Genomic DNA, 14,417 nt, shown 5'->3' with positions numbered 1-14,417 from the left:
CGGCGATGGACCGTGATCTGCTCAAAACGCAGAGCGAAAGTCACCCCGGAAACCCTCAATCAAAGCGCCAAAAAACTAAAATCATCAGACAAGCGCATCAACAAACAGTTCTTCGATCCCTCCAGATCGATGCTTCCTGCAGGAATGGCACGATCTATTCTCTTTGTTATAAAATCAAACCATACGGTTCTCTGGTAATTTGTAATGGAGAATTTTTCTCCAAGTGTTGTGATGCATGCAATCTCGGATAGGTCCTTGATTCGGTCTATTCCCCTCTGGACAAGCCGTCCCTGATCAATACAGACAACCTGTAAGTCATGAGTTAATATTGCATTCAGCATCAAGGTAAAACCTTTCTAGTTAACTCATATAGCCTATAAATTTTTACAGACTATATCCAGTGTCTCCATGCAGGTTGGGTTTTAAAAAATGTCTGGGGTCATATACCCCTAAGAAACGAAACACTTTCAACACACGCAGCAGCAGCTTCACGGCCTTTATTTTCTGCATCGTGGCGGGAGCGGGCAACAGCTTGAGCTTCTGTATAGGTCGTCAGGATTCCGAAAGCGATTGGCACTTCCGTTGCAAGTTGAGCCTGCATGATGCCGATGGTGGCCCCAAGGGAAATAAACTCAAAGTGCGCTGTGTCACCCTTAATGACGCAACCAAGACAGATCACACCTTCATACTTTCCCGACTTTGCCAGCTTTTGCGCTAGAAGAGGCAGTTCGAAGGCACCGGGGGCATCATAAACATCTACATCTGTGATGCCGCGCTCTTCCATCCACTCAAGCGCGCCATTCTTTAGGCCGCCCGTAATCTCTGTATTGAAGCGGCTGACGATGATGGCCATTTTCGGTGCAGGCGAAAGGCGCAGGTCAGGGGCGACGGGGATATGCTTGCTCATGCGGGCTGTTCCTGAAGAAAATGACCCATCCGTGTTCGCTTGGTGGCGAGATAGGCCCGGTTAAAAGGGTTGGCTTCGATTTCCAGTCGTTCACGAGACTGAACGTCAAATCCGAAGCGGACAAGGTTTGATTCCTTATCCGGGTTGTTTGTCAGAAGACGCAGGGAGGTTACGCCCAGATGCCGGAGCAGATCGGCTGCGGCGTCCCATTCCCGCGCATCCGCAGGCAGACCGAGAGCTTCATTGGCTTCGACGGTATCCATGCCGGCATCCTGTAATTCATAGGCGCGGATCTTGTTGGCCAAGCCGATACCACGGCCTTCATGGCCTCGCAGATAGACCAGCACGCCGGACTCCGCAGCGGAGATGCGCTCCAGAGCTTCCCGAAGCTGTGCGCCACAGTCGCAACGCAGGGAGCCAAGTGCATCACCTGTCACACATTCGGAGTGCAGACGAACAAGCGGCACTCCTTTGGACGGATCACCCTTCACCAGTGCTACATGCTCCACGCCGTCAACGGCCCGGAAGGCATGAATACGCAGATCATGGCCGCCAAAAATGCTAGGCAGAGCCGACGCCGCAATCATTTCCCCAGCGGCTGGGACAGGTGTGCTGATGAGTTGGGCGTCTTTTACAGGACCACGTCCATGCTCAAGGCACCATTCCTGAAGATCCGCGATGCTAACAATCGGCAGGCCGTGTTTTGCCGCATACCGCCGTAACTCCGGCAGACGCATCATGCTGCCGTCATCTGCCATGATCTCACAGATCACCCCTGCTGGCTCAAGGCCTGCGAGGCGCGCGATGTCGATCGAGCCCTCTGTGTGCCCATTACGCGCAACCACACCTTCTGGATGAGCGCGAAGGGGAAAGATGTGACCAGGAGAAACAACGTCCTCAGCTGTTGCATCCGGATTGGCCGCGATCACAATTGTCCGGGCACGATCCGCAGCGGAAATGCCTGTTGTGACACCCGTGGCCGCTTCAATGGAAACCGTAAAGGCTGTACCGCGTGGGTCACGGTTGCGGCTGACCATTGGGGGCAGTCCCAAACGATCTACCTGCTCGGCTTCCAGAGGAAGGCAGACGAGTCCGCGCGCTTCGCGTACCATGAAGTTGATGGCTTCCGGTGTGGCGAACTGTGCCGCCATAACCAGATCACCCTCATTCTCGCGGTTTTCGTCATCCACCATGACGACCATTCCGCCTGCGCGGATTGCCTCAATGGCGGCTTTCAGCGATGGCTTCATGATGCAACCTTTCCAAATGCAGGGGAGAAGCGGAGCAGGTTCTCAACGTACTTGGATAGCACATCGACCTCCACATTCATCCGGGTACCGATTTCCAGGGAAGAGAGGTTTGTGTGTTCCCAGGTATGGGGAATGATGGTCAGACCCACCTCGAATCCCGTCTGGTTTCCCCGAACAATCCCGTCATGCAGTTCGTTGACAGTCAGGCTGATACCATCGAAGGTGATGGAGCCCTTTTCCACGACATACTGGCGCAGATCCTGAGGCACAAAAACGCGGAGGGCATAGGAATCGCCAGCTTTCTGGATACTGGCGAGGGTCGCGACATTATCGACATGCCCCTGCACGATATGTCCGGAAAGCCGGGTGCTGGCTGCAACGGCACGCTCGAGATTGACCTTCGAACCGGCCTTGAGCTGATCCAGCGGAGTGCGGGATAATGTTTCGCCACTTAGGTGGAACGTCGCGAGACCGGTGGCATCGAACGTCTCGACCGTAAGGCAAACACCATTGATCGCCACGCTCTCGCCGAGTTCCAGATCCGGAAAGCCCGTTTCGATGGTCAGGTCCATGGCTTTGTCCCGGAGGGAGACGGAACGGACAGTGCCCAGACGCTCTACGATTCCAGAGAACATGTGTTTTCCCTCAGCAGTCGAAGCGGGCTCTCGTCCCGCGATTGAAGTGTGATGTGATCGGTGTCGCCATCCTTGCGAATGGTCAGCCAGTCGTCCCAAAGGCCTGCATCTGAAACGCTTTTCAGAAGAGCGGGACCGGCTTCCACCATGGCCCAGTTCACGCCACGATCCGCCAGCATGGCGGGAACAGCCAGAAGGTCCGTACTGGTCAGAACATCGAACCCGGATTGCTCCATTTCAGCTTTCCAGTCCGCTGGAAGGCGCCTATGCCGGTCGCACACGACCAGGAGACGTTTTGCGCGATCGGCGTGGTCTCGTACCCGACGCACTGTGAAGCGCGGTCTGTCAGCAAGAACGGTGCCAACACCCGTGATGATAGCGTCTGTTGCGCGGCGAAGCCTGTGTGCAAGCGTCAGGGAGGCCACGGATGTAAAAGTTGTTTGACCGGCTGGCGGAATCATAGATCCGTTCTGATCCAGAGCCTGCTTCACGCTGATCCAAGGACGATGACGTGTCACACGATTTTGGAAAGGGGCCAATAAAGCACGGCAGTCTCGGTGAAGATCGGCCAGTTCTGGGACATCGTTCAGGAATGTGACGTTCCGTCCGCCTGGCATCTCCCGAAGACGCGCAGCCCCCCCGGCTGCCTGTGGTGTAGGATCGGCAACTCCAATCCAGACATGCTCAATCGGGCTATTGCGCAAAGCTTCGCTGCATGGTGGCGTACGACCCGTATGATTACACGGCTCCAGTGTCACAATTGCTGTCCGAGCTTGCTCAAGCACGCCAACATCCCGTGCCTGCGCAAGTGCCATGGCTTCGGCATGTGGCTGACCAGCTTTCGGATGAACGCCAACCGTCAGGATGCGGCCTTTGCCATCCAGCAGAGCACAACCAACGGAAGGATTAGGGGAGGTTGCTCCTAGCGTGTCTACCGCCTGGGCAATAGCCACACGAAAGCCGTCCCGGATGGTTGCGAGATTTGAAGATGCGGAAAAGGCGGTCTGTTTCAACAAGGCTGCGGTCTTCGGTCCCAATCAGGGACGTCCGCAGGGCGCACGCCGCCCTTAACCGATGACCAGTGCTGGAGAAGAGTGCAATACACACCCTCTCCTGCCTGACATTGGGCAAGCGCTGCGTTCTCTCTCATCCGGACTGTGACCGTCGGCTCCGGAATCTCACCGGATCTGCTTGACCCATCTTCCCTGAAAGAAGAAGGCGCTCGCGGGCTCAGACAAACCAAAGTCCATCAATACCGCCGGTGGGGAGTTTCACCCCGCCCCGAGAACGTCTGTTCAGATTGAGATATGAGACCGGGAAATGACGGATTACAAGTGGAATCACGTTCAAAGATGTTAAAAATCCCTCAAGTCTCAGATTTTGTGATTTTATGGATATTATAAGCTGGATATGAAAAAACCGCCGGAGAAGACCTCCGGCGGTTGATCAATAACCATTTCTCGTCTGAACGAATAAAGATCAGTGTGTGGATGCGTCCGTATGGCGCTGGATGGCGTCCTGTGTTGCGTTTGCACCGCGAGACACGTTGTGACCCACAGCACTCACGTCCTGACCAGCACCATGAACAGTGTTGCAGGCCGAGAGCGAAACGGCAGCACCGGACAGCAGCGTCAGGGACAGTGCAACACGGGCGATGGACTTGATGGACATTCGGTATAACTCCTTCGAAAGAGCGTTCGGAGGCGAAACGCTTTTACAAAGAGAAAGTTCATCGACGGTAAGGATTTTGTGTGATTGGAATATTTCAAAATGAAACATAACAAATAAGGCAGTTTCATAGCCTTGTGAACAAAAGGACCTGTCAGACGCTATTCCCTCTTCATAATAGCGAGGATCCAATGTCTGCCAAAGGTCACCAAACGCCTGCTTCTCCTGTCATTGTCTGGTTTCGGGAGGATCTGAGGCTGACTGATCATCCAGCGTTGCAGGCTGCTGCGGCAACGGGGCAGCCTCTGATCTGCGTCTATGTTCTTGATGACGAAACACCGACTCTTCATAAACTCGGAGGAGCTGCGCGATGGTGGTTGCATGGTGCTTTGACAGACGTCAGAAGGGCGCTGAACCATCATCAAGGCACGCTTCTGACGCTTGCTGGGTCGGTTGAGAAACTGATTCCAAGACTGGCTCATGATACCGGCGCACAGGGCGTTTACTGGCATCATCGGTTGCATCAGAAAGAGCGCGAACAGGATGCCCGGGTCGCTTCCACGCTTAAGAAGCATGGGATCATGTCCGAAGCATTCTGGGGCACGGTACTGCTGGACCCAACACAGGTACAGACCAAGGAAGGACGATTCTATCAGGTTTTCACAGCGTTCTGGAAAGGTTTTCAGAAGCATGATGTGCCAGAACCTCTCGATGCTCCGACCACTTTGTCGTTTCATCCTTTGGCAGACGATCTTTTGGGTGAGTACTGTCTTGATGAGGCGTCCCTTCTTCCTGCGCACCCGGATTGGGCGGGTGGATTACGGACATCATGGGAGCCGGGGGAGAAGGAGGCGCATGAGCACCTTGAGGATTTCGTTCGCCATGATTGTGCTCGGTACAGCAAGAGGCGTGATGAGTTGAGTCGGGAAGGGACGTCGCGGCTGTCTCCTTATCTTGCCTCAGGCGCTATTTCTCCCCGTCAGATTTGGGGCGCTCTTCAAAAGAAAGGTGTCCATGATGAGGGCGCAAGCCTGTTTCTCTCCGAAGTTGGGTGGCGGGAGTTTGCGAAATATACACTCTTTCATCAGCCGCGCTTACCTGACACCAGCCTTGGCCAAAAATTTGAGAAGATGTCCTGGCGTAAGAGTGAAAAAGACCTGTTGGCCTGGCAGCAGGGAAGAACGGGTGTCCCTGTTGTAGACGCTGGGATGCGCCAGTTATGGAAAACCGGCTGGATGCATAATCGCGCCAGAATGATTGTTGGCTCATTTCTGACAAAGCATCTGCTGATTGACTGGCGTGAGGGGGAGGCATGGTTCCGCGACACACTTGTTGATGCGGATTGGGCAAGCAATTCCATGAACTGGCAGTGGGTCGCAGGGACGGGCATAGATGCATCGCCATTTTTCCGAATTTTCAACCCAACGCGGCAGGGCGTGAAATTCGATCCGGATGGGGATTACATTCGGCAATGGGTTCCAGAGCTTAAGAAATTGTCTGGCAAAGACCTGTTCGAACCCTGGAATGCGAAAGAGGATGATCTCGAAAGAGCAGGCATTACGCTTGGGAAAACCTATCCGAGACCTGTTGTAGACCTGAAAGAGGGCCGAGACCGGGCCATGGCCGCATTTAGAAGTTTGTGATCTGAAACTGTCAGCCGGGGAAAAACCCGGCTGACAACGAGAATCTTAGAGACCGCCGTTCAGGAAGTTGGTTGCATCGCTGCGGGTCTTCTTGCCGAGAGCATTCAGGCGGTTCTTCTGCTCCTGAGGGGCATTCTTCAGCTTCTGAAGCTTTTCCGTCTGCTCTGTGCGCGCAGTGTTCAGCTTGTCGCGTTCGCTATTGATCTGCTTCTGGATGCGGGCCTTCTGATTAGCCGGAGCATTTGTGTACTGATCCTTGAGGGACTGGATCTTCTGGGTACGCTGCTCCTGCGCAGCCTTGGACTGTGTCTGGTAGTTCTGAAGACGCGTATTCACGCTGTCTTCTTTCTTTGTCAGGTTTCCAAGAAAATCATTCTGGCTGGTGCTGCTCTGCGTGGCTGCTGCCGGATCTGCGGCATGCGCGTGAGAGACCACCATGGCGGAGCCCGTCAGAAGGCTGATGGCGAGCATGGAACGAAAGAAAAGACGGGATTTCATGAAGTCTCCTGTAAATGTCTGGCAGGAAGACACCAGTTCATCATGGCGGGAATGTGGCCTCACCTTGATGAGTCGACTATTCGAGGCCTTCCGCAATGGCAGAAATGCGCTCAGGTTGCATGATTGTAATGTGTGTGATGCCGCGAATGTTTATGAGACCTTCACGTTTGAAGGCACTTAGTACCCGGCTGACTGTTTCAATAGTCAGGCCCAGATAATCGGCAATATCTGTGCGGGGCATGGGAAGGTCGAATTCAACCTGGGAAGCGTTTGCGTGGCATGGCGGGGCCAGCAGGTGGATGCGTTCCATGAGAAAGGTTGCAAGCCGTTCCCGAGCTGTCTTGCGTCCCAGAAGCGTCAGTCTGGCCTGCATCAGGCTGAGTTCCCGCGAGGCCTCCTGTCGGAGGCGGTGTTCAAGGTTTGGGAAGCGATCTGTAAGTCTTTGCATGGAGGCATGTGGAAATCGACACAGAACCGCAGTGCCGAGCGCCTCTGCGCCAAATGCATAGCTCGTGGAAGCCGCCAGTCCGAGAAAGTCTCCGCCTTCGGCAAACCCGGTAATTTGGCGGCGTCCATCAGGAAGAAGTGTAAATAGCTTGACCCGTCCGTCAGTGACAACGAAGAAATCGTGTGCCGGAGAACCTTCTTCTATGAAAGATCGACCATCAGGAACGGTCATTCTCGAAGACTCGCTTGCCAGTATTGCAAGATCACAGTCTTCAATCGCGCTGCAAATACTATGCTTCCGACCGATGCAATGTGAGCAACGATCATGAATTTCTTCCGGGTTGCGCGACGACGTCATGACTCTTTGTTCTCTTCCGGCATGAAACATTTCTTCTGGCCGCCACACCTATAACACATAATTCCCCAGACTTGATCCAGGTCAAGGTGAGGGACAGGGAGGAGTGCTTTCTGAGGTCAACTATTGTTGATGGAACCTCCCTTATGAAGACTTCCGCTTTCGCGCTGGTCGCTGCCCTGGGCCTGATGGCTACTCCTGCTTTCGCACAGACAGCAGCCCCGCAGGCTACCGTTTCAGCTCCCATGACGGCCGCTCCTGTTCCGCAGGTCAATATCGTGCCGCCTGCCTCTGGTCACTGCGGTCTGTTCGAAACCTGCGCGAACACGAAGATTGGCCTCGGTAAGGGGGACTTCCTGATCCGTCTGTCAGCCTTGGGTGTGCTGCCGCAGGATACGTCTTCCCGCGTGAAAGTGATTGGTGGCCGGGTCAAGGCAACCAATCAGGTCGCTCCGGAATTCACATTCGAGTATTTCTTCACGGATCATATCTCTCTTGATCTGATCGCTGCCAGTACCCGTCATGAACTGGCTGCTGAAGACACTGCTCTCGGTAAGGTTGATCTGGGAAGCACATGGGTTCTGCCGCCAACACTGACCCTCGCCTGGCATTTTCGTCCGCACAAGCGCTTTAATCCTTATGCAGGTGTCGGCCTGACTCTGGCCTTCTTCCACAACATCAGTCCGGCTGGTGGTGCTGTGCAGAAGCTTGATCTTCGTACGACTGTTGGTCCGGCAGCGAATGTCGGCTTCGATTATCAGCTCGTCGGCAACTGGTTCTTCAACTTTGACGCCAAGCAGATGTGGCTTTCTGTGCCTGCCTTCGTCAACGAGCGCGGTGGAGCTTCTGGTCCGTATATCCATGCACGCGACAGCCTGAACCCGACGACGGTCGCAGCGGGTATCGAATATCGTTTCTGATCCGGTGTTTTAAGATGATCGGAAAAAGCGGTTCATTCTTTGAATGAGCCGTTTTTTTTATGTAATTTTTAAGTCAGAAGCATAAAATTTTTGCAATGCGTTGCAGAGAGGCTTTAGAAAATCCGAGTTTTCAGCTTCTAGTGGTTCCGATCTGATGGTGGCGGGATAATGTCCTGCCATGAAAACGTCGGGGTTCAGGAATAGCAGGGCGGTTTCTGCTTCTGTCGCCGTTGCGGCAGAGGCTGTCCAGCAGATACGGGGTTTTCAAAAAGTATGCGTGTTGCGCGCGTCAGCGCTCTGGCCGGTGGCCTGCTGATTCTTGTCCTTCTTCTTGGTTTCTTTCTGAGAACTCATCTGTTTGCCCCTTCGCATTTGGTCGCACCTGTTGCGCCCATGTTGACTCGGCAGAACGGCAGTATTGTTGTCAGGGACGGCAGCCCCCTTCAGAAGCGTCTGGTTATAACCCCTGTTGTGTCGGCGGACGACACAACAGCACTTGTGTTGCCAGCTCAGGTCGTGCCCATCCCTGATCATCAGGTGAATGTGCTTGCACCTGCGACGGGGCGCATCATGAGTGTGGCGGTTCAGCTTGGGCAGCATGTTTCCCGTGGACAGGTTCTCGCAACCATCGCAGCCAGCGATTTGGATCAGGCCTGGGCGGACGATCGCCGCGCCCGCGCCGCGCTGGACTTTGCGAAGCGTGCTTATGACCGCGCCCGTGGTGTTCTGGCTGCCGGTGGCAATGCTGTTAAAGATCTTGAATCTGCCCGTAACGATCTTTCGCAGGCAGAAGCTGAATCCCAACGCACACATCAGCGGCTCCAGGTGCTTGGTGCACGCTCTGATTATGCCGCTCAGGGGCAGGTTCCCCTCGTTTCTCCTGTTGATGGCGTTGTGGCGACGACGACTATGGCTGTCGGGGAGAATATTACTGATTCAACGGCTGTTCAGATGACGCTGCTGGATCTTTCATCTGTGTGGGTTGCTGCGGCTGTGCCGGAAGACCGTACTGATGATCTCGTTGGGAACGTTACGCTGGATATCACATTCCCTTCAATGCCCGGACGGCACTGCTCCGGGCCCATGGCGACCCTGGATCCTGCCCTCAAGCCAGACACACGGCGCGTCAATGCCTACGTGGTGTGTCCCAACGCTAATGGTACTTTGCGCCCTGGACTTTTTGCGTCAGCAAAGCTGGGGGTTCCTGCAAAAGCCTCCATTCTGGTACCGAAATCCGCATTGCTGATGAACAACGATCAGGTGTCCGTCTTCATCGAGACATCTCCGAGTGTTTTCAAAAGGCAGGACGTGACCATCACGTATGATGAAGGTGACGATGTTCGTGTCCTGTCCGGCCTTTCAGCAGGTGAGCGTGTCGTGACAAGCGGCGCCATCCTGTTGAACGACGACTGACCGGACAGGCCAGCCATCATGATCGAACGTTTCATTGCCTGGTGCTTCGTGCGCCGGAATATCGTTTTTTTCGCTGCGGTTCTGCTGGCTCTTATGGGCAGCTTTGCGTGGCGCATTCTTCCTGTTGAAGCATACCCGGATCTTGGGGCTGTCAGCGTTCTGGTCACGACCCAGCAGTCTGGCCTTGCCGCCGAAGAAATGGAGCAGCAGGTCACAATTCCGTTGGAACGGATGCTGGCCAGCGTACCGGGTGTGGCGGACAGTCGTTCCACCAGCACGTTCGGCCTGTCTCTCATCACGCTGATCTTCCGCGATGGAACAAACGTGTTCTGGGCGCGTCAGCAGGTAGAAACCATTCTGGCCAGCAATGCTCTTCCGAATGGGGCGCAGCCAACGCTGGGGCCGATTTCCGGCCCGACAGGCGAAATCTACCGCTATACGCTGGAATCAGATGACAAGAACCTGATGCAGCTTTCGGATGTGCAGAAGTGGTCCGTCATTCCGGCACTGCTGCATGTTCCGGGCGTTGTCAGTGTTGATAATTTCGGGGGCTTTACCCGTGAGTACCAGCTTGTTCTGACACCCTCTTCCTTGATGCGTTATTCAGTGGGGCTGGAAGATGTTCTGACCGCCATCCGCAACAACAATATCAATGCAGGCGGCGGCCGGGTCTCCCGAGGCGAACAGTCTTACATCGTTCGCGGTATCGGCATGATCCACTCTCTGGCGGACATGGAGAACATCGTCGTCGCCCAGCGTCATGGCGTGCCTGTCCTGATCCGTGATCTTGGCACGGTCCAGTTTGGTCATCAGGTGAGAGAAGGAATTCTCGGTAAAGACCACAACCCCGATATGGTCGAAGGGGTTGTGACCATGCTGAGCGGCGAGAACCCGTCCGTCGTGCTGGAAGATCTGCATCAGACCGTTGCCAAGCTTCAGAAGCAGTTGGCTCCTCAGCATATCCGCATCGTTCCTTACATGGATCGGGACAACCTCGTTCTGTCTACGACCCATAAGGTCACGGAAACGATGATCGAGGGTATTCTTCTGGTTGGCGTTATCCTGACGCTGTTTCTGGGAAGTCCCCGCAGTGCCATCGTTACGGCTGTCACCATTCCGCTCGCTTTGTCGGTCGTGTTCACGCTCATGCATTTCTTCGGCATGGCGGCGAATCTGTTCTCGCTGGGCGCGGTCGATTTCGGCGTGATCGTGGATGGCGCCATCGTCATCATGGAGACGATCCTTCGCATCCGTGAGGAACGCCCGACCGAAGCTCTGAATGCGGATGATGTTCTGACCGTCGCCAAGCGGGCCGGACATGCAATCTTCTCGTCCACGCTCGTTATTATTCTCGCATACAGCCCGCTCTTCGCCTTCGAAGGCAGTGAAGGCAAGCTGTTCCGTCCGATGGCTTATACGGTCAGCTTTGCACTTCTTGGCGCATTGCTCTGTGCTCTGGCCCTGATTCCTTCCCTGAGCTTTCTGGCCCTTCGCAAACCACGTCATATCTGGCGCAACAAGCCGCTGGAATGGCTGCATGAGCGTTACACGCATTGGCTGGGTCATTTTATCGACCGGCCATTCATCGCGTATATTGGCGGTGCTGGCGCGTTGGTCGCGGTCGTCTTCCTTGGCATGACGATCGGGCGCGAGTTTCTGCCGGATCTGGATGAGGGTGCTCTCTGGATTCAGGTGCAGATGCCTACCGGCATTTCTCTTGAGAAAGGCGAAAAGATTGCCAACGAATTGCGGAATGCAGTTCGGGAGTTTCCGGAAACGTCTTACGCCATCACGCAGCTTGGCCGTTCTGATGATGGGACGGACCCATGGACGCCGTCTCATATCGAGATGCCTGTCGGTCTCAAACCTTATGATCAATGGCCTTCAGGGGAAGACAAGGCACAATTCGTCAAGCGTTTGCGGGCCAGACTTGCGCAGGTTCCGGGCATTGATTTCGGTATCAGCCAACCTATTCAGGATAACATGAGTGATCTGGTGGGCGGTGCACATAGTCCGCTCGTCCTGCGTGTTTACGGAAACGACTTTCAGGAACTGCGCCGGATTGGCCAGCAGATCGTGGATGTCCTGCATCAGGTGCCGGGAACGGCAGAAGCGTCGATCTTCCAGGAGCCTCGGATCCCGCAGATCGCCGTGACGGCAGACCGTCTGGCGGCCGCCCGTTATGGGATCAGTGTCTCCGATATTTCTGATATGGTGTCCTACGGCATCGGTGATGCGGCGATCTCTACGGTGTATGAAGATGATCGCTTCTACAACGCGACGCTTCGTATTCCCCGTAAAGATGCTCAGGATCTTCAAAGTCTTGCCCAGCTTCCTCTGCTGGATGCGGAAGGCGCCTATATTCCCCTGTCGCAGGTCGCACATGTGGGACTGCGGATGGGTGAGAGCAACATTGCCCATGAATTGAGCCATCGCCAGATTACGATCCGCGTGGATAACGGTCAGCGTCCCCTGTCGCAGTATCTTGCCGATGCACAGGCACAGATTGAGAAATCCGTCCACTACGACAAGGAAAAGTACACGCTGGAATGGGCCGGAACCTTCCAGCAGCAGGAACGCGCCCAGAAGCGCCTGACTATTGCTCTGGGCATCATGTTTGCCATGATGCTGGTCCTGCTGTTCATCGAGTTTGGCAAGATCCGTCATGCCCTGCTCATTCTGAGTGTGGTGCCTCTGGCTACGCTGGGTGGTCTCGTTGCTCTGCATGTGCGCGGTGAAACCCTCAATATCGCCACAGCTGTTGGATTTATCGCTCTTTTTGGCGTCGCGGTGCAGAACGGCATCATTATGATTTCCAGCATCAACCGGCATCGCGCAGAAGGTCATCCCGTTCGTTCTGCGACAATCATGGGGGCTGGAGAACGCTTCCGACCGGTTCTTATGACGGCTACGGTCGCCAGTGCCGGTATGTTGCCGGCCGCTATGGCGACAGGTGTTGGTACGGACGTACAGCGTGGACTGGCTACGGTTGTGGTGGGTGGTCTCGGAATTGCCACGCTTCTCACGCTCTTTGCGCTTCCCGTCTATTTCAGCGAACTCGAAATGTGGGTTGAGCGCCGGAATGCCCGTCGTGCCAAACCTGTTGAAGAAAATGGAGCCCCGTCATGAAGCGGCTTCTCAAGGGTTCGACGGCTCTTCTGGGGCTGGTGGTTCTGGCGGGTTGTGCTGTTGGCCCAGATTTTCATAAGCCTGACCTGCCGAAGGGTATGGACTATCAGTCCGCTCCGCGCACAGTCACGGCTGGCCATGGCGGTACTGGTGCTGGTGTGTCCCAGACATTTCAGACTGGCGTGGATATTCCGGGTAAGTGGTGGGAAATTTTCCAGAATCCATCGCTCAATACGCTGGTTGAGCAGGCACTGGCGAACAACCAGTCCCTGAAAGCCATGCAGACAGGTCTGAAATCAGCCTGGGAACAAAGGCGTATCGAAGGGGCCGGTCTGTATCCAACACTCTCGGCATCCTTCAATCCGACACGGAACAAGACGTCTCGCGTTTACTCGCCGGTTCCGAACAACAATACCTGGCTCTATAACGTTCACACGGCTCAGTTGACGGTTGGTTATGTACCGGATCTCTGGGGTGGAACACGCCGGGCCATCGAGGCTGCGGGTGCACAGGCGGAAATCCAGAAGTTCCAGCTTGAAGCCACAGCCCTTACAATGATCTCCGATCTGGTCAATGCCACGATCGAGGAAGCTTCCATCCGGGCTCAGATTGCCGCGACGCAGGATATTATTGCGTCTCAGAAATCTACACTGGCCCTGATTACGAAGCGTCAGAAGTTGGGGGATGCATCCCAGCAGGATATGGTGTCCCAGCTTGCGTCGGTCGCGCAGCTTGAAGCCACCCTTCCGGGGTTGAATCTGCAACTGGCGCAGACGCGGGATCAGATGGCTGTTCTGGTTGGTGTAGCACCTAACACGCCTCTTCCAGAGTTCCGGCTTGAACAGTTTATTCTGCCTCAGACGCTTCCAGTGTCATTGCCGTCCGACCTTCTGAACCAGCGGCCGGACGTTCGGGCCGCTCAGGCTCAGATCCAGTCTGCCAGTGCACAGGTCGGCGTTGCGATTGCCAATCGCCTGCCCAACGTGCAGCTTAGTGCGCTGCCCGGGCAGGCCGTCGGCACAATGAGCGATTTTTTCAAGCCGGGCTATGGAAACTGGACGATCGCTGCCACCGTGATGCAGCCAATCTTTCAGGGCGGTTCCCTGCTTCATGCGGAGCGGCAGGCGCGCGACAATCTGATGCAGGCGAACGAGACCTATAAGGCCACTGTGCTGACAGCCATTCAGGATGTAGCTGACAGTCTGCATGCACTTGATTTTGATGCAGACGCTTTGCAGGCCAATCAGAGTGCTTATGACGCGACAACTCAAAGCCTGAAAATCGCTCACGCGCAGCTTCGTCTCGGGGATGTCAGCGAACTTATGGTGTTGCAGGCTCAACAGGCGAATGCCCAGGCGCGGCTTGCTCTGGTGCAGGCACAGGGGGCACGCTATTCGGATAGTGTCGCTCTGTTCCAGTCTCTTGGTGGGGGATGGTGGAACCGCAATGATCTGGGCATGACGCCGGCAGCGCAGAAGGCACTCGGAAAGTCGCTTGTTCCGTGGTGAAGGCACAAAAGAGAGGCAGTCTCGTGACGTACAGGTCACGGGCT

Annotated in this window: 13 protein-coding genes and 1 riboswitch; of the genes, 6 read left to right on the top strand and 7 right to left on the bottom strand. The window is 55.2% G+C overall.

All coding sequences use genetic code 11. From position 1 onward, the window contains the following. The coding region (locus tag J4P41_RS13495; RefSeq protein WP_426067536.1) for a hypothetical protein at window positions 1-198 on the top strand (198 nt) is incomplete at its 5' end. Between the two features lie 241 nt (window positions 199-439). Here J4P41_RS13495 and ribH read toward each other — a convergent pair. From ribH to J4P41_RS13470, 5 genes are all read right to left on the bottom strand, one after another. Next, a complete protein-coding gene (ribH, locus tag J4P41_RS13490) occupies window positions 440-907 on the bottom strand; it encodes a 6,7-dimethyl-8-ribityllumazine synthase (protein ID WP_426067534.1) in 468 nt (155 codons plus the stop codon). Further along, window positions 904-2,157, bottom strand: coding sequence for a 3,4-dihydroxy-2-butanone-4-phosphate synthase (gene ribB, locus J4P41_RS13485; protein ID WP_426067533.1), 1,254 nt, complete (start codon window positions 2,155-2,157; stop codon window positions 904-906). Before ribB ends, ribH begins: the two co-directional genes overlap by 4 nt. Then, window positions 2,154-2,792 carry a riboflavin synthase gene (locus tag J4P41_RS13480; protein WP_062505043.1) on the bottom strand — a complete coding sequence of 213 codons (639 nt, stop codon included), beginning with the start codon at window positions 2,790-2,792 and terminating at the stop codon, window positions 2,154-2,156. The genes ribB and J4P41_RS13480 overlap by 4 nt, the downstream gene beginning before the upstream one ends. Then, a complete protein-coding gene (gene ribD / locus J4P41_RS13475; RefSeq protein ID WP_426067538.1) occupies window positions 2,774-3,808 on the bottom strand; it encodes a bifunctional diaminohydroxyphosphoribosylaminopyrimidine deaminase/5-amino-6-(5-phosphoribosylamino)uracil reductase RibD in 1,035 nt (344 codons plus the stop codon). Before ribD ends, J4P41_RS13480 begins: the two co-directional genes overlap by 19 nt. A gap of 118 nt (window positions 3,809-3,926) precedes the next feature. Further along, a riboswitch (FMN riboswitch) is annotated at window positions 3,927-4,085 on the bottom strand. A gap of 186 nt (window positions 4,086-4,271) precedes the next feature. Beyond that, window positions 4,272-4,463, bottom strand: coding sequence for an entericidin A/B family lipoprotein (locus J4P41_RS13470; protein WP_007284482.1), 192 nt, complete (start codon window positions 4,461-4,463; stop codon window positions 4,272-4,274). A gap of 188 nt (window positions 4,464-4,651) precedes the next feature. On the opposite strand from J4P41_RS13470, the gene J4P41_RS13465 reads away from it, so the two are divergent. Continuing rightward, window positions 4,652-6,103 carry a cryptochrome/photolyase family protein gene (locus J4P41_RS13465; protein WP_426067532.1) on the top strand — a complete coding sequence of 484 codons (1,452 nt, stop codon included), beginning with the start codon at window positions 4,652-4,654 and terminating at the stop codon, window positions 6,101-6,103. Between the two features lie 45 nt (window positions 6,104-6,148). Here the strand turns inward: J4P41_RS13465 and J4P41_RS13460 are convergent, their stop codons facing one another. Both J4P41_RS13460 and J4P41_RS13455 read right to left on the bottom strand, forming a co-directional pair. Next, window positions 6,149-6,601 (bottom strand): hypothetical protein, encoded by a 453-nt coding sequence (locus J4P41_RS13460; protein ID WP_426067531.1) that lies wholly within the window; start codon window positions 6,599-6,601, stop codon window positions 6,149-6,151. A gap of 76 nt (window positions 6,602-6,677) precedes the next feature. Beyond that, window positions 6,678-7,280, bottom strand: coding sequence for a Crp/Fnr family transcriptional regulator (locus J4P41_RS13455; protein WP_034881553.1), 603 nt, complete (start codon window positions 7,278-7,280; stop codon window positions 6,678-6,680). 269 nt (window positions 7,281-7,549) lie between these two features. On the opposite strand from J4P41_RS13455, the gene J4P41_RS13450 reads away from it, so the two are divergent. The 4 genes from J4P41_RS13450 (at window position 7,550) to J4P41_RS13435 (ending at window position 14,373) form a co-directional block, all read left to right on the top strand. Then, complete coding sequence (locus tag J4P41_RS13450; RefSeq protein ID WP_211567956.1) at window positions 7,550-8,323, top strand: OmpW/AlkL family protein; 774 nt, start codon at window positions 7,550-7,552, stop codon at window positions 8,321-8,323. A gap of 273 nt (window positions 8,324-8,596) precedes the next feature. Beyond that, entirely contained in the window at window positions 8,597-9,736 is a 1,140-nt protein-coding gene (locus J4P41_RS13445; RefSeq protein ID WP_426067530.1) for an efflux RND transporter periplasmic adaptor subunit, read from the top strand. A gap of 18 nt (window positions 9,737-9,754) precedes the next feature. Further along, a complete protein-coding gene (locus tag J4P41_RS13440) occupies window positions 9,755-12,865 on the top strand; it encodes an efflux RND transporter permease subunit (RefSeq protein ID WP_426067529.1) in 3,111 nt (1,036 codons plus the stop codon). Further along, a complete protein-coding gene (locus tag J4P41_RS13435; RefSeq protein ID WP_426067528.1) occupies window positions 12,862-14,373 on the top strand; it encodes an efflux transporter outer membrane subunit in 1,512 nt (503 codons plus the stop codon). Before J4P41_RS13440 ends, J4P41_RS13435 begins: the two co-directional genes overlap by 4 nt. The last annotated feature ends 44 nt before the right edge of the window (window positions 14,374-14,417 follow it).

The organism is Gluconobacter sp. NFX36 (assembly GCF_049887835.1).
GTDB classification, from domain to species: Bacteria; Pseudomonadota; Alphaproteobacteria; order Acetobacterales; family Acetobacteraceae; genus Gluconobacter; species Gluconobacter japonicus_A.
This window is presented reverse-complemented; position numbering and strand designations above follow the sequence as displayed.

Excerpts from the sequence above, each read along its gene's own strand:
- ribH (WP_426067534.1), bottom strand. The coding sequence starts at position 907 with ATGAGCAAGCATATCCCCGTCGCCCCTGACCTGCGCCTTTCGCCTGCA.
- ribB (WP_426067533.1), bottom strand. The coding sequence starts at position 2,157 with ATGAAGCCATCGCTGAAAGCCGCCATTGAGGCAATCCGCGCAGGCGGA.
- J4P41_RS13480 (WP_062505043.1), bottom strand. The coding sequence starts at position 2,792 with ATGTTCTCTGGAATCGTAGAGCGTCTGGGCACTGTCCGTTCCGTCTCC.
- J4P41_RS13470 (WP_007284482.1), bottom strand. The coding sequence starts at position 4,463 with ATGTCCATCAAGTCCATCGCCCGTGTTGCACTGTCCCTGACGCTGCTG.
- J4P41_RS13465 (WP_426067532.1), top strand. The coding sequence starts at position 4,652 with ATGTCTGCCAAAGGTCACCAAACGCCTGCTTCTCCTGTCATTGTCTGG.
- J4P41_RS13460 (WP_426067531.1), bottom strand. The coding sequence starts at position 6,601 with ATGAAATCCCGTCTTTTCTTTCGTTCCATGCTCGCCATCAGCCTTCTG.
- J4P41_RS13455 (WP_034881553.1), bottom strand. The coding sequence starts at position 7,280 with ATGACCGTTCCTGATGGTCGATCTTTCATAGAAGAAGGTTCTCCGGCA.
- J4P41_RS13450 (WP_211567956.1), top strand. The coding sequence starts at position 7,550 with ATGAAGACTTCCGCTTTCGCGCTGGTCGCTGCCCTGGGCCTGATGGCT.
- J4P41_RS13445 (WP_426067530.1), top strand. The coding sequence starts at position 8,597 with ATGCGTGTTGCGCGCGTCAGCGCTCTGGCCGGTGGCCTGCTGATTCTT.
- J4P41_RS13440 (WP_426067529.1), top strand. The coding sequence starts at position 9,755 with ATGATCGAACGTTTCATTGCCTGGTGCTTCGTGCGCCGGAATATCGTT.
- J4P41_RS13435 (WP_426067528.1), top strand. The coding sequence starts at position 12,862 with ATGAAGCGGCTTCTCAAGGGTTCGACGGCTCTTCTGGGGCTGGTGGTT.